Here is a 26,698-nt window from a genome sequence, read left to right on the forward strand (position 1 = left end):
CTCACGCCAGCCCCGTGGCCAGCAGCAGGAAGACCAGGCCGAGCAGCGCCAGCAGCAGCGCCAGGCCCAGCAGCTCGGGCAGGCGGCGCGTCGGCAGCCTGGCCAGCAGCGCCTCGGCCAGCGCCAGGCCCAGCGCCAGCAGGCCGAGCTTGGCCAGCCAAGCCAGCAGGCCGAAGCCCCAGGCCAGCGGGCCGTCATCGGCCTCCACCGTGCCGAAGGGCAGGAACAGCGCGGCCAGCAGCGACAGCCAGAGCAGCAGGCGCAGCGCCGCCTGCATCTCCCACAGCGCCAGATGCCGGCCCGAGGCCTCCAGCCGCATGGCGCCCTGGCCGAGGGCGGGTTCCGACAGCCCGGCCGGGTCCTCGGCCGGCAGCCGGCCATTGGCGGCCAGCCCCACCGCCAGCAGCGCCGCCAGCGACAGGGCCAAAGGCAGCCGGGCGGCCCAGGCGCCCTCCTGCAGCGCGGCCCCGGCGGCGTCCAGATTGGTGCCGCCGGTCAGGATGGCGAAGGCCATGACGCAGAGCAGGAAGGCGGGCTCGGCGAAGCGGGCGAAGCCGGCCTCCCGCGCCGCGCCGAGGCCGCCCAGCGCGGTGCCCGAATCCATCGCCGCCAGCGCCAGGGCCAGCCGCGCGATCGCCAGCAGCCCGGCCAGCAGCACCAGATCGGCCATGCCGCCCAGCGCCATGCCGCGGGCGAAGCCGGGCACCAGGGCGGCGGCCAGCAGCGTCGCCGCCAGCGCCGCATGCGGGGCGACCGGCGTCACCGGCGAGGCGTGCTCGGCCAGCACCGGCTGCTTGCGCAGCAGCTTCATCAGGTCGCGCCAGGCCTGCCAGGGCGGCGGACCCTGCCGCCCTTCCAGCCGCGCGCGCAGCCAGCGCAGCAGCCCGACCAGCAGCGGCGCCAGCGCCAGCAGCAGCGCCAGGTGCAGCAGCTGCGCCAGCAGGCCGGCCAGCCCGTTCACCGCCCGCCCCCGAGGCCGAGCAGCGCCAGCAGGAGCAGCAGCAGGCCAAAGCCCGGCAGTAGCAGCCCGCCCAGCTTCAGGCGGCGCCAGGGCCGGCGCGGCCGGGACCGGCCACCCTGCCGGGCCAGGAGGGCCGACAGCATGGCGGGCCAGCCGGCATCCGGGGCGGCGGGCAGCAGCGCCTCCAGCCCGCGCCGCGCCGGCTGGGCGAAGCCCTCGGCGGTGGGCTGGGTGGTCGGGTCGCCGAAGGGCAGATGCGGCGGCGGCGCGACGAAGCCGCCATCCCAGACCGGGCCGCGCCGCGAGGGGCGCGGCGAGAGCAGCCGCAGCGCCGCCGCCAGCGCCAGGAAGACCAGGCCGAGCAGCAGGGCGAGCCCCAGCGGATGATAGGCCGAGGCGGCGTCCGAGGCGCGCACCGCCCAGATCGAGGCGGCCGACAGCCCGCCCGGATGGCCGGACAGCAGCGCCACCGCCGGCCCGCCCAGCGTCAGCAGCGGGCCCGGCAGCAGCCCGACCAGCAGCCCGGCCCCGGCCAGGGCGAAGAGCAGCGCCAGGGTGGCGGGCGGCGCCTCTTGCGCCCCCAGGGTGCGCGGCGCGCGCGGCCGGCCGAGAAAGGCCAGGCCCCAGAGCCGCAGCATGGCGAACCCGGCCAGCGCCGCCGCCATGCCGATCAGCCCGACCGAGGCCGCCAGCAGCAGCTGCAGCCCGAGCTCGCCCACCCGCCAGGCGGCCAGCAGCGCCTGCAGCAGCAGCCATTGCGCGGCGAAGCCGGCGAGCGGCGGCAGGGCGGCGGCGGTGGCGGCCCCGGCCAGCGCCGCCAGCGACAGGCGCGGCATCACATGGATCAGCCCGCCCAGCCGGTCCAGCCGCAGGCTGCCGGCGCCGTGGCGCACCTCGCCGGCGGCCAGCCAGAGCAGCACCTGGGCCAGGGTCAGGCCCAGCAGCTGCAGCAGCCCCGCCCCCGCCGCCAGCGCCGCCAGCGGCCCGAGATCGGCGGCGCGCAGGATGGCCGACAGGCCGAGGGCCAGCACCACCAGCCCGGCCTGGCCGAGCCCGCTCCAGGCCAGCACGGTGTTCAGCTCGGCCGCGCGGGCGGCGCGCAGCGCGCCGAACAGGGCGGCCACGGCGCCCAGCAGCAGCAGCGGCGCGCCCCAGGACAGGCCCTGCCCCAGCCCGCCGAGATCGAGCAGCAGCCGGGCCACCAGATAGAGCGGCAGCGGCCCCAGCGCCGCGGCCAGCAGCATGGCGAGCGGCGAGGGCGCGGTGACCGGCAGGGCCGGCAGCGCCGCCGGCAGGGTGGCGGCGCCCAGCAGCACCAGCGCCAGCACCGCCAGGGCCGTGCCGCCCTGCGGCGGCGCGGCGCGCAGCCCGGCGAAGGAGAGGTCGCCCGCCAGCCCGCCCATCAGCCCGATCGCCGGCGCCAGCGAGGCGGCCCCCAGCGCAGCGAGGCCGAGCGGCCAGCGCGGCGCGCCCTGGGCGGGGGGCGGCGGCGGCGGCGCCGAGGCCAGGGCGAAGCCCTGCACCAGCGGCGCGGCCCTGGCATGGCCGCCAGGCGCGACCCCGGCCAGCAGCGGCCAGGCGGCCAACGGCGCCGCCAGCGCGCCCAGCAGCAGGGTGAAGCCATCGCCGGCCAGCAGCGCCAGCGCGGCGGCGGCCAGCAGCAGCGGCCAGGCGCCGGGCGAGGTGCCGCCGAGCAGCGCCGGCCAGCCGATGGCGCCATCATGCCCCTGGCGCCCGGCCCCCTGCCCCAGCTGCAGCGCGGCCAGCGAGGCGGCCAGGCCGCACAGGCCGAAGGGCAGCAGGAACCAGGCGGAAAGCCCGTCGAGATCGAGCGCCAGCGGCGCCCAGGCGGGGCCCACCGGCAGCAGCAGCGGCGCCGCCGCAACCCCCAGCAGCGCGGCCAGGCCGGCCAGCGCCAGCCCGGCCGAGGCCAGGGCGCTGCCGGCCAGCACCAGCGGCGCCAGCCGCGCCATCGCGCCCCCCGCCAGGGCAAGCAGCAGCAGCAGGGCCAGCAGCAGCCCCGACATCTCGGTCAGCATGGAGGGTCGCGCCGGATCACCGCGGCAGGATAACCCCGGTCAGAGCATCGCCAAGGGCTGCTTGCGGCGTGGCGGCGGGAAGGCGGCGTCCAGCTCGGCCAGGTCCTCGGGCGTCAGCACGATCTTCCAGACCTCGGCATTCTCGCGCAGATGCGCCTCGGTCGAGGCCTTCGGGATGCTGATCACGCCCTCCTTGCGCAGCGTCCAGGCCAGCGCGATCTGCGCCGGGCTGGCGCCCTGGCGGGCGGCGATGCGGGCCAGCGTGCGGTGGCCGAGCAGCGCGCCGCCCTGGCCCACCGGGGAATAGGCCATCACCGGCATCTTCAGCCGCGCCGCATAGGGCAGCAGGTCGAACTCCACGCCGCGCGCCTCCAGATTGTACAGCACCTGGTCGGTGGCGCAGTCGGACAGGGCGGGGCCCAGCTCCTCCAGATCCTCGACATCGAGGTTGGAGACGCCCCAGCGGCGGATCTTGCCCTGCTCCACCGCGCGCTCCATCGCCTCCACCGTCTCGGCCAGCTTCACGCCGCCGCGCCAGTGCAGCAGGTAGAGGTCGAGCACATCGGTGCGCAGCCGCCGCAGGCTGGCCTCCAGCGCGCGCGGCAGCGCCTGGCGGGAGGCGTTGTGCGGATAGACCTTGCTGACCAGGAAGACCTCCTGGCGGCGGCCCTCGATGGCCTCGGCCACCACCTCCTCGGCGCCGCCCTCGGCATACATCTCGGCGGTGTCGATCAGCGTCAGGCCGAGATCGAGGCCGAGGCGCAGCACACGCGCCTCGGCGGCGCGGTCGGCGCCGCGCTCGCCCAGTTTCCAGCTGCCCTGGCCCAGGGCGGGAACGGTGCTGCCATCCGGCAGGGCGACTCTGTTCATGGCGGATTCCCCTCTGCGTTCCTATGTTGCGCGGCATGCGCGCTCTCGCCACCCTCGCCCTCGCTCTTGTCAGCTGCGGCGCCGTGCTGCCCGCCACGGCCCAGGCCCAGGACAGTTTCGGCCCCTGGATCCTGAGCTGCGCCGCCGACCCGATGACCGACCGGGCCAGCTGCCGGATGACCTACCAGACCCCGGTGGAGCCGGCCTCGGCCGGCAGCGGCGCGCTGGCGCTGGAGGTGGCGCCGCGGCGCGGCCGGCTGGTGCCGGTGGTGACGGCACGGGAGCTCGGCCTCGACAGCGCGGCGCGCGGGCTGCTGGCGCTGACCGGCACGGCGCAGCTGCGCTTCCCGCCCAACCGGATGTTCGAGATGCCCTGCAGCCTGGAGGGCCGCTCCGTCGTCTGCGCCCCGCGCCCCGAGGATGCGGCGCGCGCCGCCGAGGAGCTGCCGCGCGCCGAGCGGGTGCTGGTGCGGGTGATGGGCCTGGGCAGCGCCACCGCCGAGGCGCCGCCGCGCGAGCTGCCGCTGGCGCAGACCGAGGCGGCGCTGGCCGCCTTCCGCGCCCGGGCGCCTGCCGAGCAGGCGGCCGAGCCGCCGCCGCCCTTCGACCTGCGCGAGCTGGTGCAGCGGATGCAGCGTTTTTTCTTTCCCTCCAGCGAGCCGTGACGCGGCCACCACCCGGCTGAACACCGGGCGGCAGGCGCGGCTCAGCCCGCCTCGCCCAGGGTTGCGGCGCGGCGATAGCTCCAATCGATCTTCACCGGCTGGCCGGTCTGCGCCGCGCGGTACATCGCCAGGATCAGCCGCACATCCTGCAGGCCCTCCTCGCCCGGGCTGTGCACCGGGCGGCCCTCGCGGATCGCGCCCGCCATGTGGTCGAGCTGCCGGGCGAACTGGCTGGCCTCGGGGATCAGCAGCTGCTCGGTCGCCTGCTGGGTGCGGATCGACATGCCGTGGCGGTAGTAATGCGTCGCCGGCTCCATCAGCAGGCTGGCCTTGCTGCCCTGCACGGCGAAGCGGTTGGCCTGGTAGGAATAGCCGGTGGAGCCCAGCACGGTGATGCCGCCGGGGAAGCGCATGCGCCAGGTGGTGACATCCTCGACATCGCCGAAGCGCGGATCCTCCGGCGTGTGGCTCCAGGCCGAGATCTCCTCCGGCTCCGCCCCCAGCAGGTAGCGCGCGCCATTGACGCCATAGATGCCGACATCGAACAGCGCGCCACCACCGGCGAGAGCCTTGCGCACCCGCCACTGGTCGGCCGGCACGCTGTCCGGGTTCACGGGGCGGGCATTGTCGGTGTGGACCACGCGCACATCGCCAAGCTGGCCCTCGCGGATGCGGCGGATCGCCTCCAGGCTGTAGGGCTCGTAATGGCAGCGATAGCCGATCATCAGCTGGCGGTCGGCCTGCCTGGCCGCCTCGATCATGCGCTGGCAGGCCTCGACGCTCGGCGCCATCGGCTTCTCGCACAGCACATGCTTGCCGGCGCGCAAGGACCGCACGGTGAATTCCTCATGCAGCGAAGGCGGCGTGATGACATAGACCACGTCGATCTCGTCATTTTCGGCGATGCGCTCGAGATCGTCATAGCCATAGATCGCCTCGCGCCGGACGCCATAGCGGTCGGCGACGGTTTCGGCCTTCTGGCGGTTGCCGCTGATGAGGGCCACCAGCCGCGAATGCTGCGTCTCGCCGAAGGCCGGGATGATCTGGTTCAGCGCGTATTGCCCGAGGCCGAGCACGGCATAGCCCACGCGGCGGGCCGGCGCGTCGGGCTGCGCCACCTCCATCTTCGGCATCGGCCGGCCGGTGGCCTGGGTCGGCAGCGAACCGCCGCCGCCCTGGGCCAGGGCGGGAGAGGCCAGCGCCGAGGCCGCGACCACGCCGCCACCCGAATTGCGCAGGAAATGCCGGCGCGAGAGGAAACCGGGCAGGGATCGGGGGGCCATGGCGCAGTCCTTCCGAAGCGTCGCGTCGGCAGGATGAACAAATGGCCATGCGGACAGTTGCGTGGGCGGGGTGGCGGAGGGCCTGCCCCCCCGCCGGCCGCAGCTCAGCCGCGGCGCAGCCAGTCGCGCAGCCGGCCCGGCGCCTCGGCCATCGCCGCCTCCGCCCCGCAATAGGAAAAGCGGAGGAAGCGGTGGCCGCGCTCGCGGTCGAAATCGACGCCCGGGGTGGCGGCGATGCCGGCCTCGGCCAGCATGCGGGCGGCGAAGGCGACGCTGTCATTGCTGAGCGCGCCGATATCGGCCCAGAGGTAGAAGGCGCCATCCGCCTCGGCCAGCCGGTCGAAGCCCGCCGCCGGCAGCCCGGCCAGCAGCGCCGCGCGGTTGCGGCCATAGACCGCCTTGTTGGCCTCCAGCTCCGGGGTGCAGTCGAAGGCCGCCTCGGCGGCGACCTGCGCCACATGCGGCGCACTGATGAACATGTTCTGCGCCAGGCATTCGACCGGGCGCAGCAGATCCTCCGGCAGCACCATCCAGCCGATGCGCCAGCCGGTCATCGAGAAGTATTTGGAAAAACTGTTGATGACCACGGCGCTGTCGCTGAAGCCGGCGGCCGTGCTCTCTGCCATGCCATAGGACAGGCCGTGATAGATCTCGTCCGAGATCAGCCGCACGCCATTGGCGTGGCACCATTGCGCCACGTCCTGCAGCTCCTCCGGCGAGAGCATGGTGCCGGCCGGGTTGCAGGGGGAGGCGACGATCAGCCCGTCGGGCCGCGGGTCCAGCGCCTCCAGCATGGCGAGGCTGGGCTGGAAGCGGGTGCTGGCATCGCAGGGCAGCAGCACCGGCTGCATGCCGAGCGCGGTCAGGATGTTCGCATAGGGCGGGTAGAAGGGGGCGGCCATGGCGATGCGGTCGCCCGGATCGAAGGCCGCCAGGAAGGCCAGCGGAAAGGCGCCCGAAGCACCGACGGTGACCGCGATGCGCCCCGGCGCGATCGCCGCGCCATATTTGTCGGCATAGTGGCGGCTGATGCGCTCGCGCAGGCTCCGCAGGCCGAAGGCCTCCGTATAGCCCATCGGCGCGCCTTGCTGCAGGGCGCGGATGGCGGCCTCCGCCGCGCCGCGCGGCGCGCCGGTGGAGGGCTGGCCGACCTCCATGCGCAGGATGCCTGGCGCCCCGGGCGGCAGCGCGGCGGCGCGCGCATTGGCGGCGGCGATGACATCCATGACGAGGAAGGGCGGCGCTTCCGCCCCGCGGCCGGTCTTGAGCATGCGCGGTATCCGAGAGGGATCGGGCCCGGGGGGGCGGCAACGCCGCCCCCCCACCGAAAGAAATTACTGCTGGCCGGCGACGGCGAGGCCGGCGCCGCGCAGGTCGGTCGCGGCGGCGCAGGCGCGCGGGTCGCCCGGCATATAGGCCGCGCAGCCGATGGCGTTGGCGCGCCCCGGCTCAGGCGCCGCGGCGACGGCGCTTTCCACATCCGCCCGGCCCAGCAGATGCATCGCCGTCGGCACCGCCAGCGCCGCCGGGGCGCCGGCCTGGCCGGAGCTGGCGGCGGCGTAGCGGAAGGCCTTCATCGGCGCGTTGTGGGCGATGGCGGCGGCCAGCAGCGGCGGCTCCACCCTGCCCTGGCCCGGCGCGGCGGCGGCCAGGAAGCCCAGCTGCGGCAGCATCCGGCCGGTGCCGAACAGGTTGTTCATGGTGAAGGCGCAGCTCACCGCATTGCCGTCGCGGTCCAGCGTCACCAGGCTGGCGGAGGCCGGCAGCAGCGGCTCGGCCACCATGCCGGCCGGCGGGTTGGCCAGCAGCGCCTCCGGCGCCGCGCCGCCCTGGCGCCAGCGGGCGGAGACGGCGAGGCCCCGCTGCGCCGCCGCCTGCGGCGCCTGGCCGGCCTGCAGCGCCTGGTAGGCGGCGGCGGCGGCCAGGCCGCCATCGGCCGGCGGCGGCAGGAAGGAGAGCACGTCATTGCCGGCGCGCAGCTGCAGCGGCTTGGCCATCTGCGGCAGCGCCGCGCGCAGCGCCGCCACCGGCAGGGCGGCGCCGATGCGCGGCGCCGCGTCCTCGATGCGCCGCGCCATGGCGCCCTGGTGCATGTCGGCGACGCCGGCCGTGCGCAGCGCCGCCAGCGAGGTGGCGAGGTCCGGCTGGGTCAGCGTCTCGCCCTCGCGCAGCACGCCGCCCTGCGGGCCGGAGAAGACGGCGCGCGCCGCCGGGTCGGCCAGCAGCGGCCCGGCCACGGTGGCGAGGTCGGTGGCGAGCGCGCGCGAGGTGGAGGCGCCGAAGCGCGCCAGCTGCTCGGCCGGCGAGACCAGCTCCTCGAAGGGCCGGCCGGGGTTGCGGGTGTGCAGCGCGAACAGGCCGCGCGCCATCAGCGGCACCGCCGCCGGGCGCTCGCCGCCGCCGGCGGCCGGCTGCGGCAGGAACAGCACCGCCTCGGTCTCGTTGCGGCTATGGGTGTAGACCAGGCAGGCGCCGCCGCCGCCGAGCCCGGCGCGCGAGGGCAGCGTCACGCTCAGGGCGAAGCCGGCGGCGACGGCGGCGTCGGCCGCGGTGCCGCCGGCCGAGAGCACGTCGCGCGCCACCAGCGCGGCGCGCGGCTCATCGGCGACGGCCGCGCCCAGGAAGCCGCGCACATGGCCGGGCTGGCCGGCGGCCGGGCGGGAGGAGCCCGCCAGGCTGTCCAGCGCGCCGCCCAGCGTGCCGCAGCCGGTCAGGCCGAGCAGCGAGACCCCGGCCAGCGCCAGCAGGCGGCGCGAGGCCGGCCGGCGGCGCCGGAAGGGGGAGGAGGTCCCGGCCATGCCGGTGATGCTGGCCTCGTGGCGCGCGCTGCTGCTCATGCTGGCGATCTTCACTCCGCTGCTGCTCCCCGGTCGCTGGCGCGGGCCGGGCCGGGTGCGGTTCCGGGCCGCGCCGCGATACGGCCACGCAAAGCATGATCCGCGACCGGGCGCATCCCCTGTTCCGCGCCGCCGGGGTCAATCCGGCGCGGGCCGCCGGCGGGCGGCCCGGTTCCGGGCCTTAGACGCCTTCCGCACCCCCGGCAACCGCCTGTTGCCAGGCACCGGCTGATCGGCCCCGGCTGATCGGCGCCTGTTGATCGCCGCCCGGCGCCGGCGCGGCCGATCCGCCCTGGCGCGCGCGGCGCGGCTGCGCGATGACGGGGCGATGGCCGGCCGGCCGCCCGGGGACCGGGACCCCGCGCGGCGGGCCAGGATGAGGATCAGCGCGTGACGATGCTTTCGACGAGACTGGAACCGGGCGGCGCCGCCGCATACCGCCACCCTCTGGCACGGCGCGGGCAGCGCCGCCTGCGCCCCCTGGCCCTGGCGGCGCTGGCCGGGCTGCTGGCGCTCTCCCCCGCCGCCGCCCCGGCGCAGCCGGCCGGCCCCGCCAATGCCCCCGCCAATGCCGGTGCGCTGAGCCCGCAGCAGCGCGAGGAGGTGGTGCAGATCCTGCGCGATTCGCTCACCCGCGACCCCTCGATCCTGCGCGACGCCCTGGCGGCGCTGCAGCAGGCCGAGCAGCAGGGCCGGGCCGATGCGCAAACGGCCGCCATCCGCGCCAATCAGGCGGCGCTGCTGCGCGACGCCGCCGACCCGGCCAAGGGCAATCCGCGCGGCGAGCTGACCATCGTCGAATTCTTCGATCCGCGCTGCGGCTACTGCAAGGCGCTGCACCCGACCATGGCGGCGCTGCTGGCCGCCGACCGCAATCTGCGCGTGGTGCTGAAGGACCTGCCGATCCTGGGCCCGGCCAGCGTCACGGCGAGCCGCGCTTTGCTGGCGGCGCAGCGCCAGGGCAAATACGCCGAATACCAGGACGCGCTGATGCGGCTGCGCGGCGAGCCGACCGAGGCGGCGCTGCAGGCCGAGGCGCAGAAGCTCGGCCTCGACTGGGCGCGGCTGCGCCGCGACATGGAGGACCCGGCGATCACCGAGCGGCTGCAGCGCAACCTGGCGCTCGCCCGCGCCCTGTCGATCGAGGGCACGCCGGCGCTGGTGATCGGCGACACGCTGGTGCCCGGCGCGGTCGACCTGCCGACGCTGCAGCGCTTGGTGGCCGAGGCCCGGCAGCAGGCGCGCCAGGGCGGCTGAAGGCCAGGGGGCGGAGCCAGCGGGCGGGCGCCACCCCCGCCCGGAGAGACGGGGCCGCGACGGATCCCGCTTGCACCGCCCGCGCCGCGCCCCCAGGCTTGAGCCGAGCCGGGGCGGGCGGGAGGTGCGGGGATGCGACAGGCCTTGGATGCGGCGGCGCGGCGGCGCGAGCGCTCGATGCTGCTCTGCGCCCTGGCCGACATCGCCATCTTCCTCGTCTATGTCGCGGTCGGCCTCTCCTCCCAGTCGCTGACGGTGGTGGCCGAGGCGCTGCGCGGCGGGCTGATGATCGCGCTGGAGCTGCTGGTCTTCCTGTTGATGCGGCGCATCCATCGCGGCCGCATGGCGGCCTATGAATACGGCGCCGGCAAGCTGGAGCAATTCGCCAACCTGCTGATCGGCCTGGCCATGGCCGCCGGCGCCGTCTGGCTGGCGGCCGGGGCGCTGGGCAAGATCCACCTGCCGAGCAGCGCGCCGAACGAGGCGGTGCGGCTGGCCCTGCCGCTGTCGCTGGTCAATCTCGGCATGAACGCCGCCGCCTTCTGGGCGCTGTGGCGGGCCGGGCGCGACGGGCGCTCGGTGATCATGACCGGGCAGATCCGCACCCGCCTGTCCAAGCTGCTCTCCTCCGCCGTGGTGGTGCTGGCCATCGCCGCCGCCGCCTGGGCGCCGGGCAGCATGCTCAGCCTGGCGGCCGATGCCGGCGGCGCGCTGTTCGTCGCCGTGGTGATGCTGGGCGTCACCGCCCGGCTGTGGCGCGATTCGCTGCCCGACCTGCTGGACCGCAGCCTGGAGGAGGACCGCCAGGCGCTGATCAACCGCGCGCTCGCCGCCCGCTTCGAGGATTACGAGGCGCTGCTCGCCGTGCGCAGCCGCCGCTCCGGCACCCGGGTGCAGATCGAGATCGAGCTGGGCTTCGCGCCGGCCCAGAGCTTCGCCCAGGTCGCCGCGGTGATGCAGGCGGTGCAGGCCGAGCTGGAGGCGCTGATCCCCGGCGCCGAGGTGGTGGTGATCCCCCGCCCCTGCTGAGCCGCCCTCTCGCCCCCCGGTTGCCGCTGCCGCGCTGCCGTATAGAGTTGCGGGGCAGAGCATGGGGGAATGCGGATGGGGGCGCTGCCGATCGCGACATCCGGACGGGCCATCGGGACCGGCGGGGGGAACCGCGCCGCATGACCGGCACGGGGGCGCCCTCCCTGCTGCCGCATTTCCCGGTCGAGCTGCCGGTGCCCGATCTGCGCGACTTCCTGGCCGGCAACACCCTGCCGGGCGTGTGGAGCTTCGCCGCCGCCGAGCCCGGCCCGCATGTCGCGCTCAGCGCGCTGATCCATGGCAATGAGATCGCCGGCGCCCTGCTGCTGGCGCGCTGGCTGCGCGAGGGGCTGCGCCCGGCGCGCGGCCGGCTGAGCATCCTGTTCGGCAACCTGGCGGCCTTCGCCCGCTTCGACCCGGCCGACCCGACGCTCAGCCGCTTCGTCGACGAGGACCTGAACCGCGTCTGGTGCGACAAGCTGCTGGACGGGCCGCGCCGCAGCACCGAGCTGGACCGGGCGCGCGAGCTGCGGCCCTTCATCGCCGGCATCGACGTGCTGCTCGACCTGCATTCGATGCTCTGGCCCTCCGACCCGCTGATCCTGGCCGGCGCCGCCGCGCCGGCGCGCGCCCTGGCGCGGCGCCTGGGCCATCCGCCGCTGGTGGTGGCGGATGGCCAGGGCCATGCCTCCGGCCGCAGGCTGATCGACCATAGCAGCTTCACCGACCCCGCCCGGCCGCGCGCCGCCCTGCTGGTGGAAGCCGGGCAGCATTGGGAGCGGCGGACGCTGGAGGTGATGGAGGCCTCCGCCACCGCCCTGCTGGTGGAGACCGGGCTGCTGCCGCCGCCGCCCGGCTGGCGGCCCGCGCCGCCCGGCCGCCTGGCCGAGGTGACGCGCACCGTGGTCGCCGGCACGCATGGCTTCGCCTTCGTCCAGCCCTTTCGCGGCGGCGACATCATCCCCGCCCGCAACACCCTGCTGGCGCTGGATGGCGAGACGGAGATCCGCACCCCGCATGATGACTGCCTGCTGGTGATGCCGAGCCCGCGCACCCTGCGCGGCCACACCGCGGTGCGGCTGGCGCGGTTCCTCGACGGGCCGGAAGTGGCCCCGGGTGGCGCGGCGCAGCTGCCATCGGGCGCGGCCGCCGCGGCGTGCTGATCGGCGTCACCCCCGTCGAGCTCGTGCTGGTGACCATGGTCTTGAACTGGCCCTTGACCCTGTTGGTGGCGCTCGGCCTGGGCTGGGCGGCATGGCGGGAGCAGCGTCCGGCCTGGCGCTGGCGGCTGGGCCTGCTCGCCTTGGCGGTGGTCAGCCCGCTGCTATGGGTCCTCTGGGTCATCGCCATGGACTGAGCGCGCCAGGCCGGGGCAGCGCGCTTTGTGGATTGCATACAGTCGACAAATCGGGCCAGTCTGGCCGCAACAACCCGGAGGAAACCCCGCATGAGCATCGGCCTGCGCATCGCCGAACAGCAGCCCCGCATCGCGCCCGAGCTGGTGGCGCGCGCTGCCCGCCTGCCGGCGGCCAATATCGGCGATGTCATGCAGCGCCTGCAGGCCATGCGCGGCGGCTTCCTCGCCTATGGCGGGCGCCGCGCCGTCTGCGGCCCGGCGGTGACGGTGCGGGTGCGCCCCGGCGACAATCTCCTCCTCCATCGCGCCATCGACCTGGCGCAGCCCGGCGATGTCGTGGTCTGCGATGGCGGCGGCGACCTCTCCATCGCGCTCGCCGGCGACCTAATGTGCAGCCATGCCGAGCAGCGCCGCCTGGGCGCCCTGGTGATCGACGGGGCGGTGCGCGATGTGCGGGAGCTGGCGGCGCTCGACCTCGGCATCTGGGCGCGCGGCGCGACCCCGGCCGGCCCCTACAAGGAAGGCCCGGGCGAGATCGGCCAGCCGATCTCCTGCGGCGGCCAGGTGGTGTTCCCGGGCGACCTGATCGCCGCCGACGCCGATGGCATCGTGGTGGTCCCGCGCGAGGCGGCGGCCGCCGTGCTGGACGCGGCCGAGGCGCATGCCGCGAAGGAGGCCGCCACCACCGCCGCCATCCGCGGCGCCGGCTGGGAGCGCGGCTGGGTGGGCGAGAGCCTCGCCGCCAAGGGCTATGCCATCCAGCGCTGACACCGCCGCGCGACCCCGCCGGCAGAGCGGGGCGCGCCCTCCGGGAGGACACGCCGCCATGCTGATCCAGGCCGGGACCATCCGGCAGCAGATCGCCACCATCCTCGCCGCCTGGGGCATGCCCGGCGACCTGGTCGAGGTCACCGCCGAGGCGATGGTCGAGACCGACCTGATGGGCATCGATTCGCACGGCCTGTCGATGCTGATGATGTATGAGCAGATGCGCGCCGACGGGCAGGTCGACCTGGCCGCCCGCCCCCGCCTGCTGCGCCAGGGCCCGGCCACCGCGCTGGTCGATGGCGGCGCCGGCCTCGGCCACCCGGTCGCCGCCATGGCCATGGAGCTGGCCGCCGGGATGGCGCTGCGCAGCGGCATCGCCGCTGTCGGCGTGCGCAACTCGCACCATTTCGGCGCCGCCGGGCATTATGCGCGGCTCGCCGCCCGGCGCGGCCTGCTCGGCCTGGTGATGACCACGGCGCGCAGCGTGCTGGTGGTGCCGCCGCGCGGCGCCATGCCGCGCCTCGGCACCAATCCGCTGGCGCTGGCCACGCCCTCTCTGGCGGGCGAGCCGGGCTTCGTGCTCGACATGTCGAGCAGCACCGTCGCCGGCAACAAGGTCAAGGTCTACGAGCTGAACGGCAAGCCCATGCCGGAAGGCTGGGTGGTGGATGGCGCCGGCCGCCCCGTCACCGACGCCGCGGACGGCATGGAGTGGCTGTTCCGCCGCGCCGAGGGCGGGCTCACCGCGCTCGGCGGCGATGAGCTGGGCGGCGGGCACAAGGGCTATGGCCTGGGGCTGATGGTGCAGATCCTGGCCGGCACGCTGACCGGCGGCGCCCTCTCCGTGCTGCGCGACCGCAGGCAGCCTCCGGGCGCGCCGGACAATATCGGGCATTTCTTCCTGGCCATCGATCCCGCCGCCTTCCGCCCGCGCGAAGACTTCGACACCGATCTTGCCACCCTGCTCGACACCATGCGGGCCACACCGCCTAGCCATCCCGACCGGCCGGTGCTGGTGCCGGGAGACCCGGAAAGAACGGCACGGGCCGAAAGACTGGAACAGGGCATCCCGGTGCCGGACAGCCTGGCCGAGAAGATCGCCGCCATCTGCGCGCGCGCCAAGGTCGACTTCCTGCTGCGGCCGAGCACGCCCGGCCAAGACAGCAGCGAGAGGGGCGCCGCCCCTCTCGCGCTCTCCCGGCCAGGAAACTGAGTTTCCTGGACCTTCCATCCGAACAAAAAGACCCCGCGCAGCGGGGCCACAGGGAAGATCATCATGTCCAGGATGACGCGCCGCGCCGCGCTGGCCGGACTGCTCGCCACCCCCGCCCTCGCCCGCGCCAGCCCCGGCTGGGAACCCACCCGGCCGGTGCAGCTGATCGCCGGCTTCGCCCCCGGCGGCGGCAGCGACATCATCGCCCGCACCATCGCCGAGGCCTGCCAGCCCCTCTACCCCGTGCCGCTGGTCGTGGTGAACCGGCCCGGCGCCGGCGGCGCCCTGGCGGCCGAGGCCGTGGCCCGCGCCAGCCCCGACGGCCAGACCCTGCTGCTGGCCGGCGGCAGCGAAAGCACCTCCATCCCCGCCCATCGCGACGTGCCCTACGACCCCAAGAGCAGCTTCCGCTCGGTCATCCGCCTGACCCGGCACGGGCATTTCATCTGCGTGCGCGGCAAGACCGGCCGCTTCCGCGACATGCGCCAGGTGATGGCCGCCGCCCGCGAGGCACCGGGGCGCATCACCCATGGCTCGGCCGGGGCCGGCACCCTCTCCCACTCCCTGTTCCTGCTGCTAGAAAAGCGCGCCGGGGTGGAGTTCCTGCATGTGCCCTACACCGGCGGCGGGCCGGTGGCGCAGGCGCTGCTCAGCGGCGACATCGATCTCGGCGTGCAGGCCTCGGACGAGCTGGGCGGCCTCGCCGCCTCGGGCGACATCGTGCCGATCGCGCTCGCCTCGGCCGAGCGCGCCCCCGCCTGGCCCAACGTGCCGACCCTGCGCGAGCTGGGCTTCGAGGTGGTGGCCGACAACCAGAAGGGCTGGGTCGGCCCCGCCGGCATGACCGACGCCATGGTCGGCTACCACCATGACCGCTTCCGCCAGGGGCTGCAGAGTGCGACCTGGCGGCGCTTCCTGGAGCGCATCGGCGAGACCGATGGCTATGCCGATGGCCGCGCCTTCCAGGCCGCCATGGACCGGCTGCTGGACGATATCCGCGGCGCGCTGCGCAGCGCCTGACCCGCAAGGAGATTGCATGGACCCGATCCGCCCCCCTGCCCGCCTCGCCTTTCTCGGCCTCGGCGTGATGGGCGCCGCCATGGCGGCCAATCTGAACCGCGCCGGCTTCGCGCTCGCGGTCCACAGCCGCAGCCGCGGCAAGGCGGAGGCGCTGGAACAGGAAGGCGCCGCCTGGGCGGCGAGCCCCGCCGAGGCGGCGCGCGGTGCCGCCGCCATCGGCCTCTGCCTGCCCGACACGCCGGATGTGGAGGCGGTGCTGTTCGGCCCCGGCGGCGTGGCGGAAGGCGTCGCGCCCGGCGCGGTGGTGATCGATTTCTCGACCATCGCCGCCGGCGCCACCGCCGGCTTCGCCAAGCGCCTGCTGGCGGAGCGCGGCGCGCATCTGCTGGACAGCCCGGTCTCCGGCGGCCCGGCCGGCGCGCGCGACGCCACGCTGACCTGCATGGTGGGCGGCGACGCGGCGGCCTTCGCCGCGGCGGAGGCGGTGTTCGCCGCGGTGGGGCGCACGGTGACGCATCTCGGCCCCTCGGGCGCCGGGCAGGTCTGCAAATCGGCCAACCAGCTGATCATCACCGCCACCATGCAGGCGGTGTTCGAGGCGCTGTCGCTCGGCCGCAAGGCGGGGCTGGATCCGGAGGCGATGCGCCAGGCGCTGCTCGGCGGCTCGGCCCGCTCGGCGGTGCTGGAGGTGCATGCCAAGCGCTATCTGGACGGCGCCTTCGCCCCCGGCTTCCGCGCCGAGCTGATGCGCAAGGATATGCGCCTGGCGCAGCAGGCCGTGCGCGACCACGGCGTGCACGCCCCGGCCACGGCGCTCGCCGCCCAGATGATGGAGGCGGTCGTGAACACCGGCCGTGGCGGCCTGGATTCCACGGCTCTCGGCACGCTGGTCGCCGAGCTGTCCGGCCTTTCCTGACAGAAAGGAAGGGGGTCCAGGGGGAATACTTTTCCCCTGGCCTTGCTTTGCTTTGGTTAGCCGGGCTCCCCTGCCACCGGCGTGTATCCCAGTTCCCTGATCAGCGCCGTCATCTGTTCCAGCGCCGCGTCGAGCTGCGCCGGATCGGTGCCCTTGGCCACCAGCGAGACGCCGTTCCCGCTCGGCCGGTAATAGGGGTAGGAGCCGATATCGATTCCGGGGAAGCGCGCCTGGATCGCGCCCAGCCCCTCGGCCACGCGCCCTTCCAGCATGCCATTGGCGTGCACGGCGCGGGAGGCAACGGGGGTGCCGCCCTGCAGCGAGGGCGCGAGCCCGTCGAACATGGCCTGCATGATGCGCGGCACGCCGGCCATCACATGCACATTGCCGATGATGAAGCCGGGGGCGATGGAGACCGGGTTGTCGATCAGCGTCGCGCCGCGCGGCATGGTGGCCATGCGCTGGCGGGCGGGGTTGAACTCGGCCGGCGGGTCCTGGCGGGCGTAATGGGCCTCGAGCCGCGCCCAGGCCTCGGGGTGCGGTTCCCAGGGCACGCCGAAGGCGGCGGCGATGCATTCGGCGGTGATGTCGTCATGCGTCGGGCCGATGCCGCCGGTGGTGAAGACGTAGGTGAATTTCGCCCGCACCTCGTTGACGGTCGCGATGATGGTCTCCCGCACATCGGGGATCACCCGCACCTCGCGCAGCGGGATGCCGCGCTCGCCCAGCCGGGTCGCCAGGAATTTCAGGTTGGCGTCCTGGGTGCGGCCCGAAAGCACCTCATTGCCGATGATGAGGAGGCAGGCCGTTGGCTGGGTCATGGCGGGTTCCGCTGTGTGGGACGTCCGCCAATCTAGGCGCATCGCGGCAGGGCGGAAGGGGGGGCCGAGGCCCCCGCCGCCTAGAGAAAATCGCGCAGCAGGGCGACCAGCGGCTTGTCGGCCGGCGGCATGGCGTAATCGGCCAGCTTGTTCGGCCGCACCCAGGCCAGCGCCTGGCCTTCCTTCGCCACCACCGCGCCTTCCCAGCGGCGGCAGAGATAGAGCGGCATCAGCAGGTGGAAGCGCCCGGCATCGTGGCTGGCGAAGGTGAAGGGGGCGAGGCAGGCGGCCGAGACATCGATGCCCAGCTCCTCGCGCAGCTCGCGGATCAGCGCGTCCTCCGGCGTCTCGCCGGGCTCCAACTTGCCGCCGGGGAATTCCCACAGCCCGGCCATCGGCTTGCCCTCGGGCCGGCGGGCCAGCAGCACGCGGCCATCCGGGTCGACCAGGGCGCAGGCGGCGACCAGCAGCATCGGCTTGGCATCCGGCGCGGCGGCGGGGGGCTCGGCCAGCGCCGCGACCGGCTCGGGCGGGGCGGGGGCAACCAGATCCTCGCGCCCGCCCTCGAAGCAGACCACCGGCAGGCGGGTGTTGCGGGCCAGGAAATGCGCCTCGGTGCGGCCGGTCTCGGCCATGCCGATGCGCTTCAGCACGCCGGCGGAACGGCCATTCTCCTCCAGCACATGGGCGAAGATGCGGTCGAGGTCGAGATGGGCGAGACCCCAGCGCGCCAGCCGCCCGGCGGCCTCGGCGGCGACGCCATGGCCCCAGAAGCGGCGGCCGACCCAGTAGCCCAGCTCGGCGCGGCGGGTCCCGGCCTCCCGCGTCAGGCCGACGCAGCCGACCAGCACCTCATTGTCCCCATCCTGGCCGACGATGGCCAGGTGCCAGGCCGAGCCCTCTTCCAGCTGGCGATGGGTGGAGGCGATCCATTCATCCGCCAGTTCGCGCGGATAGGGGAAGGGCACGCGGGAGAGGAAGCGCACCACCTCCCAGTCATTGATCAGCCGGTGCAGCTCGGCCGCGTCCTCGGGGCGCAGCAGGCGCAGCGTCAGGCGCTCGGTGCGCAGCGGGGCGAAGGCGGGGGTGGCCCCGGTGTCGGCGGGCCGGTCCTGGGGGGTGGTGGTGCTCATGGGCGGGCCGAGGGGCCCCGCGGCGGTTCGCGCCGCGGGGCCATGCGGATCAGCGCTTCCACCAGCCGCGCTTCTTCGGCGCGTCCGGCGAGGCTTCGACGATCACCGGCTGCACCGGCGGCGCGGCCACCGGCTCGCCAGCGGCGGGCGCGGGGGCGGCGGGCTCGGGGGCAGCGGGCTCGGCAGCGGCCGGGGCGGCGGCCGCCACCGGAGCCGTCACCGGGGCTTCCACCACGGGGGCGGGCTGCTCGGCCGGCAGCTCGGCGGCGCTGGGGGCGGCCACCGGCTTGCGGCTGCGCGGCGCGCGGCGCGGCTTGGCCGGGGCCTCGGCCGCCGGCTCGGCGGCGGCTTCCGGCTGGGCCTCGGGCACGGCCTCGGCGGCCGGCTCGGCCACCGCCGCCTTGCGGCTGCGGCTGGCGCGGCGCGGCTTGGCCGGGGCTTCCGCCGCCGCCTCGGGCACCGCCTCGGGGGCGGCAACCGGCGCGGCCTCGGGCGCGGCCTCGGCGGCCGGCTCGGCCACCGCCGCCTTGCGGCTGCGGCTGGCGCGGCGCGGCTTGGCCGCGGGCGCCTCAGCCACCGGCTCCGGCGCCGGCTCGGCCTGCGCCGCCGCGGCGGGCTCCGGCGCGGCCGGGGGGGCCGCTTCCGGCACCGCGGCGGCCGGCTCGGGCGCGGCCGGGGCGGGCTCGACCACCACCGGGGCGGCGACCGGCTGCGGCGCCGGCCCCTGGGCCAGCGGCACCGGCTTCACCAGGCTGGCCTGCTGGGCCGCTTCCTCGGCCGCCGCCATGGCGTCGAAGATGTCGTCCAGCGTGCCGGCGAAGGGATCCGCCGGGGTCGGGCCGGCATAGCGCGCGGCGCGGTTCTCGCCCTGGCGCGGCTCCGGACGGCCCTCGGCGCGCGGCTCGTGGCGGGTCTCGGGGCGGCGGTCCTGGCGCGGCGGCTGGCCGGCCTCCGGACGCGGCGCCTCGCCCTCGCGGCGGCGGCCACCGCGGCGGCCGCGGCGGCGCGAGCGCGGCTCGGCCCCGTCGCGCGGCGAGAACTCGCCGCCGAAATCGGGCACCACATCCGGCTCTTCCTCGGCCAGCAGCGGCGCGGCCGGGATGGCCTCGGCCGTCGCCTCGGCGGCGTCGCCCTCTTCCTCCTCGCCCTCATCGGCCTCCGACTCGGATTCGGCGGCGCCGTTCAGGCTGGTGCCGTCCTCGCGGCGGCCCCCACGGCGGCGGCGGCGGCGACGGCGGCGGCGGCCATCGCCATTGCGGTCCTCCTCGCCATTGGCCGGGGCGGCCTCGCCGGCCACCTCCGGGCGGGCACCGGCAGCCGCCTCGGGCGTGGCCACGGCCTCGGCCCGGGCCGGCTCGGCGCGGCCATTCTCGGCACGGCCGGTCTCGGCGCGCTCCGGCTCCGCCTCGGGGGCGAAATCCATGCGCAGCGCGGCGGGGGCGCTCTGCGGCTCCGGCGCGGTCTGGGCGCGCAGCCGCTCGATGCGGATCTGCGGGCCGGACAGCTTCGCATCGCCCTCGAACAGCACCGCCATGTTGTAGCGGGCCTCGATCTCGCTCAGCCGGTCGCGGCGGCGGTTGAGGATGTGCAGCGCCAGATCCGGCGCGATCGACACCTGGATCTCGGCGGCGCGGCGCTTGGCGCCCTCCTCCTCGATCTGGCGCAGCACCTGCAGCGCGGCGCTTTCCGGGCTGCGGACGATGCCGAGGCCCTGGCAATGCGGGCAGGTGATGAAGGAATGCTCGGTCAGGCTGGGGCGCAGCCGCTGGCGGCTCATCTCCAGCAGGCCGAAATGGCTGATGCGGCCGACCTGGATGCGGGCGCGGTCGTTCTTCAGCGCCTCCTTCAGCCGGCGCTCCACCTGCGCGTCGTTGCGCGGCGACTCCATGTCGATGAAGTCGATGACGATGAGGCCGGCCAGGTCGCGCAGCCGCAGCTGGCGCGCGATCTCCTCGGCCGCCTCCATGTTGGTGCGCAGCGCCGTGTCCTCGATGTGCCGGTCGCGCGTGGCGCGGCCCGAATTCACGTCGATGGCGACCAGCGCCTCGGTCTGGTTGATGACGATGTAGCCGCCCGATTTCAGCTGCACCGTGGGCGACATCATCGCGTCGAGCTGCGCGTCGACGCCGTGGCGGGCGAAGAGCGGCACGGTGGCGTCGCGGTAGAGGCGGATCTTGCGCTCGTTCTGCGGCATCAGCATGCGCATGAAGTCGCGCGCCTGGCGGTAGGCGCCCTCGCCCTCCACCTGGATCTCCTCGATGTCGCGGCCGAACACGTCGCGGATCGAGCGCTTGATGAGGTCCGCCTCCTCATAGATCAGGGCGGGAGCGGTCGATTGCAGCGTGCGCTCGCGGATGTCGTCCCACAGCCGCAGCAGGTATTCGCAGTCGCGCCGGATCTCGGGCTTCGGCAGGCCGGCGCCGGCGGTGCGCACGATCATGCTCATGCCGCGGGGCATGTTCAGCTCGTCGATCGCCTCGCGCAGCCGCTTGCGGTCGGCGATCGAGGTGATCTTGCGCGAGATGCCGCCGCCCTTCGGCGAGTTCGGCATCAGCACGGAGAAGCGGCCGGCCAGGCTGATATAGGTGGTCAGCGCCGCGCCCTTGTTGCCGCGCTCCTCCTTGACGACCTGCACCAACATGATCTGCCGGCGGCGGATCACTTCCTGGATCTTGTAGTGGCGCAGGAAGCGCGGCGGGATGCGGCGCTCCTCCCGGCCATTCTCGTCGGATTCTTCCTTGCCGCGGCCGCCCAGCGTCTCGGGCGGGTTCTCCTCCGCCTCGGCGGTCTCGGCGGCGGACAGCTCGGCGGCGGGCAGTTCGGGGGCGGGGCCGTCGGCGGGCTCGCCGATCGCGACACCCTCATGCGGCACGGTGGCCTCGGCGGCGGCGGCCTCGGCGGCCAGCAGCGCCTCGGGGTCGGCGCTGCGGCTCTCGCCGCTCGACATCGCCTGGCTGCGGGGCTCGCCCGGCTCGGACGCCTCGCCCGCCTCATCGGCATCGGCCATGCGCTCGATGGCGGCGACCATCTCGTCGGCCTCGGCGTCCGAGACCTCGTCCTCCTCCTCGTCCTGCGCCTCTTCCGCCTGCAGGGCGAGGAGGCGCTCACGGTCGGCGACGGGGATCTGGTAGTAGTCGGGGTGGATTTCGCCGAAGGCCAGGAAGCCGTGGCGGTTGCCGCCATATTCGACGAAGGCGGCCTGCAGGCTGGGTTCGACGCGAACCACCTTGGCCAGGTAGATGTTGCCCTTCAGCGGGCGCTTGTTCTCGGTCTCGATGTCGAATTCTTCGAGCCGGTTGCCGTCCAGCACCACCACGCGTGTCTCTTCGGCGTGGGATGCATCGATCAGCATGCGCTTGGTCATGAACCGGGATGCTCCAGGCCGCCGGCGCGGTCGCGCTGCCGGCGGCGGCAATGGGTGGGCAGGCCCGAGGCAGCGGGATCGCACAGGCGGCGTGGCGAAGCGGTGGCCATGCGGCTCTGGTTCCGACCTCTCGTCTCGGCGGGCCGCGCCCCGGATGGGGGGGCCCTTGTGGAGCGCGCCGCGCGCAGGCCCCGGGACCGCGCCACGGCACCGCGCGAAGCGGCGCCATGCGGCGCGAACGGGCCAGCGGCAGGCACGTGGCAGGGGCTGGGCGATCGCCCTGGCCCCCTTCCGCGCCTTGCGCACACGCCGGCGAAGCGGGCCGCGGAACATCGGCACAACGGGGCAACCCTGCCCCCGCACATCATAGGGGCAACCCCTTGCCAGTTCCTGACGGCCGCACCGCATCCTGCCCGCCGCAACCGCGGCTGGACATCAGCCCGCCGCGAAGGCGGCTGGAGCCAGGATGGGACGGGCGGCCGGGCCCGGACCCTCCGCCGGCGGCGCGTGCCGCCGGGGCAAGGCACCATAGGCGGCGCCCTGCCCTTCCACAAGGCATTGCGATGCTGAGATGTTACATGAACTTTGCCCGTGATCCTGCGGCCCTGCCGTGATACAGCCAGCCCCAGCCATCCCGGAACCCGCAGGGGAACAGGGCCGTCGCGGCGTTTTTCCGCGGCAATACGGCCGGCGGGCCCGGCGATTCGCGGCCCGCGGGCGGGGCCTGGCCAGGCCATCCCGCCCGCCCGGGCCACCGCATGCGCGCGCCGGCCACCCGGCGCCGCCCTGGCCGATGGGAGGGGGACACCCGCCGGCCAGGCCACAGACCGAGAGGGGGAGAGCCGCGCGATGAGCGAGCAGCCCGGCATGGGCCATCCCGCAGAGCCAGGGGCGGAGGGGCGCCCGGACGATCCCGGCCAGCACCCCGCGCCCTCGCGACGCCATCTGCTGCTGGGCGGGCTCGGCCTGCTCGGCTTCGCCCTGCCCGCCGCCGCCGAGGCCGCCATCACCGCCGCCCGGCTGGACCGCCATGAGGGCGGCGCCCGCCTGTCGCTGGAGGCCGACAGCGCCACGCGCTGGCGCCTCTCCGCCACCACCCGCCCGGCCCGGCTGGTCCTGGCGCTGCCCGGCAGCGCCTGGCGCGGCCCGGCCCGGCTCGCTGGCGTCGGCCCGGTGCGCGCCGCGCGCTGGGACGCGCCGAATCGCCGCCTGCTGATCGACCTGGCCGGCCCCGTCTCGGTGCGCCGCGCGGCGGTGGAAGGCGGCCGGCTGCTGGTGGAGATCGGTCCCGGCACCCAGCCCGGCTTCGCCCGGCTGGCCCGCGGCGCCATCGGCGAGGGCCGCTTCGGCAGCGGCGCCGCCACCGCCGCCGCCCCCGCGCGCAACCTGCCGCTGATCGTCCTCGACCCCGGCCATGGCGGCAAGGATCCCGGCACCATCGGCGTCGCCGGCACCTATGAGAAGCGCATCACCCTGGCCGCGGCGCTGGAGCTGAAGCGCCAGCTGGAGGCCGGCGGCCGCTGCCGCGTGGCCCTCACCCGCTCGCGCGACGTCTTCATCCCGCTCGATGGCCGCGTCGACTTCGCCCGCCGGCGCGAGGCGGCGCTGTTCATCTCGCTGCACGCCGATTCCGCCCCCGGGGCGCGCGGCGCCAGCGTCTACACCCTGGGCGACCGCGCCTCCGACGCCCTGGCCGGCCGGCTGGCGCAGAGCCAGAACCGGGCGGATGCCGCCGGCGGCCTGCGCATCCCCGACGTCTCGCCCGAGGTGCAGCGCATCCTCTTCTCCCTGGTGCGGCAGGAAACCCGCGTCGGCTCGGCCCGCATGGCGCGCTTCGTGGTCGACTCCCTCGACCGCAACGTCACCCTGCTGCCCAACACCCACCGCCAGGCCTCCTTCGCCGTGCTGAAGGCGCCGGATGTGCCCAGCGTGCTGGTCGAGATGGGCTTCCTCTCCGACCGGCGCGACGAGGCGGCGCTGAACCGCCCCGCCCACCGCACGCTGATCGCCCGCTGCCTGACCCAGGCCATCCATGGCTGGGTGGCGCAGCACCACACCAGCGTGCTGGGACGGACCGGGTAAAGGCAAGGAAAGCAAGAAAGAGCCTGCGGCGCTTTTTTTCTGTCGGGCTGCCGCCGCCTGGTGGCCAGGCGGGGCGCGGCACTCGGCACGAAAGGCTCTGTCAGACGGGCATAAAAAAGGGCGCCGTCAGGCGCCCTTTTTCGTCGCGGGGCGCGGCGCCCTCAGGCGCTGCGGCCGTGGCAGTGCTTGTACTTCTTGCCCGAGCCGCAGGGGCAGGCCGCATTGCGCGGCGTGCGGTACCAGGTCGCCGGGTCCTGCGGGTCCACACCCTCGCTCTCGCGCGGCAGGGCGGGGGCGGCGAAGGCATCGCCCGCCGCATGCTCCCACGCCGCGGCCGCATCGGCCATCGCCGGGTCGGGGTGGCGCATATCGGTCACCATCACCGGCTCCGGCATCGGCGGCGGCGAGGCCGGGCTCAGCTCGATGCGCATCAGCAGCGAGGTCACCCGCTCGCGCAGATCCTCGAGCATCGCGGTGAACAGGTTGAAGGCTTCCGACTTGTACTCGTTCAGCGGGTCGCGCTGCGCATAGGCGCGCAGCCCGATGCCCTGGCGCAGATGGTCGAGCGCCAGCAGATGCTCCTTCCACGCCGCGTCGAACACCTGCAGCAGCACCGACTTCTCGACCTGGCGCATCAGCTCGGGGCCGATATTGGCGGCGCGGGTGGCGGCGGCCTGGTCGGCGGCGGCCTCGATGCGCTCGCGCACCGCCACCTCGTCGATCCCCTCCTCCTTGCCCCAGGCCTCCACCGGCAGGTCGAGGCCGAGCTGGTCGCGCACCTTCTCCTGCAGCCCGATCAGGTCCCACTGCTCGGGATAGGCATTCTCCGGGATGGCGCGGGCGACCATGGCGGCGATCGTCTCGTGCCGCATCTCCTCGACCGTCTCGGCCACATCGGCCGCCTGCATGAACGTCTTGCGCTGGGAATACACCTCCTTGCGCTGGTCGTTCATGACGTCGTCGTACTTCAGCAGGTTCTTGCGCGTGTCGAAATTGCGCGCCTCGACCTTCTTCTGCGCCTTCTCCAGCGCCCGGTTGATCCAAGGATGGACAATCGCCTCGCCCTCCTTGAGGCCGAGCTTCTGCAGCATCCCGCCCATGCGGTCGCTGCCGAAGATGCGCATCAGATCGTCTTCCAGCGACAGGAAGAAGCGGCTGGCGCCCGGATCGCCCTGGCGGCCCGAACGGCCGCGCAGCTGGTTGTCGATGCGGCGGCTCTCATGCCGCTCCGTGCCGATGACGAACAGGCCGCCGGCCTGCTTCACCACCGCCTCATCCGCCTTCACCTGCTCGCGGATGGCGGCGAGATGCGCCTCCCACTCGGGCCCCTCATGCGGGCCGTCGAAATTGGCCTCGGCCAGCATCTCGGCATTGCCGCCGAGTTTGATGTCGGTGCCGCGGCCGGCCATGTTGGTGGCGATCGTCACCGCGCCCGGCCGGCCGGCCTGGGCGATGATGCCGGCCTCCTGCTCATGGTAGCGGGCGTTCAGCACCTGGTGCGGCACGCCCTTGGCCTTCAGCAGCTCCGAGATCAGCTCCGACTTCTCGATGCTGGTGGTGCCGACCAGCACCGGCTGCTGGCGCGCCTGCGCCTCCTGCACCAGCACCGCCACCGCCTCGTATTTCTCCCGCGCCGAGCGGTAGACCTCGTCATCGCTGTCGATGCGCGAGACCGGGACGTTGGTCGGGATCTCGACCACTTCCAGCTTGTAGATCTCGGCGAACTCATCGGCCTCGGTCGACGCCGTGCCGGTCATGCCGGCCAGCTTCGGATAGAGGCGGAAATAGTTCTGGAAGGTGATCGAGGCGAGCGTCTGGTTCTCCGGCTGGACCTCGACGCCTTCCTTGGCCTCCAGCGCCTGGTGCAGGCCCTCCGAGTAGCGGCGGCCTTCCATCATGCGGCCGGTGAACTCGTCGATGATGACGAGCTTGCCCTCGCGGTTGACGATGTAGTCCACGTCGCGCGCGAAGAGCACATGGGCGCGCAGGCTCTGGTTGACGTGGTGCACCAGGGTGACGTTCTGGAAGTCGTAGAGATCGCCCTCGGTCAGCAGCCCGGCCTCGCGCAGCATGCCCTCGACGGTCGCCGTGCCATGCTCGGTCAGCGCCGCGGTGCGCAGCTTCTCGTCCTTCTCGAAGCTTTCCTTGTCCTGCACCAGCACGCGCACGACGGCGTCGACGGCGCGGTACAGCTCGGAGGAATCCTCGGCCGGGCCGGAGATGATCAGCGGCGTGCGCGCCTCATCCACCAGGATGCTGTCGACCTCGTCGACGATGGCGTAGTTGAAGTCGCGCTGGACCATCTCGTCCAGCCGGTACTTCATGTTGTCGCGCAGGTAGTCGAAGCCGAATTCGTTGTTGGTGCCGTAGGTGATGTCGCAGGCATAGGCCTCGCGCCGCTCGACATCGGTCAGCCCGTGCACGATCACGCCGCAGGACAGGCCCAGGAAATTGTACAGCCGGCCCATCTGCGCGCTGTCGCGGCTGGCGAGATAGTCGTTCACCGTGACGACATGCACGCCCTTGCCGGTCAGCCCGTTCAGATAGACCGGCAGGGTGGCGACCAGGGTCTTGCCCTCGCCGGTCTTCATCTCGGAGATGCGGCCCGAATGCAGCACCATGCCGCCGATCATCTGCACGTCGAAATGCCGCATGCCGAGCACGCGCTTCGACGCCTCGCGCACGGTGGCGAAGGCTTCCGGCAGGATGGCGTCCAGGCTCTCGCCCGCCGCCAGCCGGGCCTTCAGCTTCGGCGTCTGCGCCTGCAGCTCCTCATCCGACAGCGCGGCGAGCTTCGGCTCGAAGGCCGTGATGGCGGGCAGCCGGGCGCTGAACTGCTTCAGCACGCGGTCGTTCGAGGTGCCGAAGACGGCGCGGGCGAGGCGGGCGAACATGCTGTGTCGAAACTCTCCGAGGGCCGCCTGCGCCCTCCCCGTGCCCGGCCGGTGCGGTCGGGTCTCGGACCGGAAGGCGCCCTGCCCCTGGGGCCGGCCGGCCTCCGGGGCCGCCGGGGGCGGTCACAGGCTGCTTTGGTCGGAACAGATAGGCGCCACCCGTCCACGGGTCAACGAAAGGCGGAATGA

At 74.5% G+C, this 26,698-nt stretch carries 20 protein-coding genes; 10 read left to right on the forward strand and 10 right to left on the reverse strand.

Annotated elements, in window-relative coordinates; translation table 11 throughout:
* Position 1 precedes the first annotated feature (1 nt).
* The 3 genes from QE401_RS13535 to QE401_RS13545 are packed head-to-tail and all read right to left on the reverse strand — an operon-like array spanning position 2 to position 3,870.
* The gene (locus tag QE401_RS13535; RefSeq protein ID WP_307138706.1) at positions 2–961 is read right to left on the reverse strand and encodes an NADH-quinone oxidoreductase subunit H; all 960 of its coding nucleotides are present in this window, start codon (positions 959–961) and stop codon (positions 2–4) included.
* The gene (locus tag QE401_RS13540) at positions 958–3,000 is read right to left on the reverse strand and encodes a proton-conducting transporter transmembrane domain-containing protein (protein ID WP_307138707.1); all 2,043 of its coding nucleotides are present in this window, start codon (positions 2,998–3,000) and stop codon (positions 958–960) included. Before QE401_RS13540 ends, QE401_RS13535 begins: the two co-directional genes overlap by 4 nt.
* A gap of 39 nt (positions 3,001–3,039) precedes the next feature.
* A complete protein-coding gene (locus tag QE401_RS13545; protein WP_307138708.1) occupies positions 3,040–3,870 on the reverse strand; it encodes an aldo/keto reductase in 831 nt (276 codons plus the stop codon).
* A gap of 35 nt (positions 3,871–3,905) precedes the next feature.
* Here QE401_RS13545 and QE401_RS13550 point away from each other — a divergent pair, with 35 nt between their 5' ends.
* Positions 3,906–4,535, forward strand: coding sequence for a hypothetical protein (locus tag QE401_RS13550; RefSeq protein ID WP_307138709.1), 630 nt, complete (start codon positions 3,906–3,908; stop codon positions 4,533–4,535).
* A gap of 41 nt (positions 4,536–4,576) precedes the next feature.
* Here the strand turns inward: QE401_RS13550 and QE401_RS13555 are convergent, their stop codons facing one another.
* From QE401_RS13555 to QE401_RS13565, 3 genes are all read right to left on the reverse strand, one after another.
* Positions 4,577–5,818, reverse strand: coding sequence for a Gfo/Idh/MocA family protein (locus QE401_RS13555; RefSeq protein ID WP_307138710.1), 1,242 nt, complete (start codon positions 5,816–5,818; stop codon positions 4,577–4,579).
* A 104-nt stretch (positions 5,819–5,922) separates the two neighbouring features.
* Positions 5,923–7,089 carry a pyridoxal phosphate-dependent aminotransferase gene (locus QE401_RS13560; RefSeq protein ID WP_307138711.1) on the reverse strand — a complete coding sequence of 389 codons (1,167 nt, stop codon included), beginning with the start codon at positions 7,087–7,089 and terminating at the stop codon, positions 5,923–5,925.
* Between the two features lie 63 nt (positions 7,090–7,152).
* A complete protein-coding gene (locus tag QE401_RS13565) occupies positions 7,153–8,655 on the reverse strand; it encodes a gamma-glutamyltransferase (protein ID WP_307138712.1) in 1,503 nt (500 codons plus the stop codon).
* 396 nt (positions 8,656–9,051) lie between these two features.
* On the opposite strand from QE401_RS13565, the gene QE401_RS13570 reads away from it, so the two are divergent.
* The 8 genes from QE401_RS13570 to QE401_RS13605 all read left to right on the forward strand — a co-directional run bounded on the left by QE401_RS13570 (position 9,052) and on the right by QE401_RS13605 (position 16,215).
* Positions 9,052–9,912 carry a DsbA family protein gene (locus tag QE401_RS13570; protein ID WP_307140244.1) on the forward strand — a complete coding sequence of 287 codons (861 nt, stop codon included), beginning with the start codon at positions 9,052–9,054 and terminating at the stop codon, positions 9,910–9,912.
* 132 nt (positions 9,913–10,044) lie between these two features.
* Positions 10,045–10,941, forward strand: a complete 897-nt coding sequence (locus QE401_RS13575) for a cation diffusion facilitator family transporter (RefSeq protein WP_307138713.1) — start codon at positions 10,045–10,047, stop codon at positions 10,939–10,941.
* 140 nt (positions 10,942–11,081) lie between these two features.
* Complete coding sequence (locus QE401_RS13580) at positions 11,082–12,104, forward strand: M14 family metallopeptidase (protein WP_307138714.1); 1,023 nt, start codon at positions 11,082–11,084, stop codon at positions 12,102–12,104.
* A complete protein-coding gene (locus tag QE401_RS13585) occupies positions 12,098–12,298 on the forward strand; it encodes a hypothetical protein (protein ID WP_307138715.1) in 201 nt (66 codons plus the stop codon). Before QE401_RS13580 ends, QE401_RS13585 begins: the two co-directional genes overlap by 7 nt.
* Positions 12,299–12,388: 90 nt before the next feature.
* On the forward strand, positions 12,389–13,066 hold the full coding sequence (locus QE401_RS13590; RefSeq protein ID WP_307138716.1) for an RraA family protein: 678 nt from the start codon (positions 12,389–12,391) through the stop codon (positions 13,064–13,066).
* Between the two features lie 58 nt (positions 13,067–13,124).
* Positions 13,125–14,279, forward strand: a complete 1,155-nt coding sequence (locus QE401_RS13595; RefSeq protein WP_307138717.1) for an Ldh family oxidoreductase — start codon at positions 13,125–13,127, stop codon at positions 14,277–14,279.
* 63 nt (positions 14,280–14,342) lie between these two features.
* Positions 14,343–15,299, forward strand: a complete 957-nt coding sequence (locus QE401_RS13600) for a Bug family tripartite tricarboxylate transporter substrate binding protein (RefSeq protein WP_307138718.1) — start codon at positions 14,343–14,345, stop codon at positions 15,297–15,299.
* Positions 15,300–15,315: 16 nt separating this feature from the next.
* A complete protein-coding gene (locus tag QE401_RS13605; RefSeq protein ID WP_307138719.1) occupies positions 15,316–16,215 on the forward strand; it encodes an NAD(P)-dependent oxidoreductase in 900 nt (299 codons plus the stop codon).
* Positions 16,216–16,271: 56 nt separating this feature from the next.
* Here the strand turns inward: QE401_RS13605 and QE401_RS13610 are convergent, their stop codons facing one another.
* The 3 genes from QE401_RS13610 to QE401_RS23045 form a co-directional block, all read right to left on the reverse strand.
* Entirely contained in the window at positions 16,272–17,036 is a 765-nt protein-coding gene (locus QE401_RS13610) for a competence/damage-inducible protein A (protein ID WP_307138720.1), read from the reverse strand.
* 80 nt (positions 17,037–17,116) lie between these two features.
* Positions 17,117–18,169 carry a bifunctional GNAT family N-acetyltransferase/(deoxy)nucleoside triphosphate pyrophosphohydrolase gene (locus QE401_RS13615; RefSeq protein ID WP_307138721.1) on the reverse strand — a complete coding sequence of 351 codons (1,053 nt, stop codon included), beginning with the start codon at positions 18,167–18,169 and terminating at the stop codon, positions 17,117–17,119.
* Positions 18,170–18,218: 49 nt separating this feature from the next.
* The gene (locus QE401_RS23045) at positions 18,219–21,533 is read right to left on the reverse strand and encodes an Rne/Rng family ribonuclease (protein WP_307138722.1); all 3,315 of its coding nucleotides are present in this window, start codon (positions 21,531–21,533) and stop codon (positions 18,219–18,221) included.
* Between the two features lie 849 nt (positions 21,534–22,382).
* Between QE401_RS23045 and QE401_RS13625 the strand changes: the two genes are divergently transcribed.
* A complete protein-coding gene (locus QE401_RS13625; RefSeq protein ID WP_307138723.1) occupies positions 22,383–23,615 on the forward strand; it encodes an N-acetylmuramoyl-L-alanine amidase in 1,233 nt (410 codons plus the stop codon).
* A gap of 161 nt (positions 23,616–23,776) precedes the next feature.
* On the opposite strand, the gene secA is transcribed toward QE401_RS13625, so the two are convergent.
* The gene (gene secA, locus QE401_RS13630; RefSeq protein WP_307138724.1) at positions 23,777–26,509 is read right to left on the reverse strand and encodes a preprotein translocase subunit SecA; all 2,733 of its coding nucleotides are present in this window, start codon (positions 26,507–26,509) and stop codon (positions 23,777–23,779) included.
* Between the last annotated feature and the right edge of the window lie 189 nt (positions 26,510–26,698).

Source organism: Pseudoroseomonas cervicalis (genome assembly GCF_030818485.1).
Taxonomy (GTDB): Bacteria; Pseudomonadota; Alphaproteobacteria; order Acetobacterales; family Acetobacteraceae; genus Pseudoroseomonas; species Pseudoroseomonas cervicalis_A.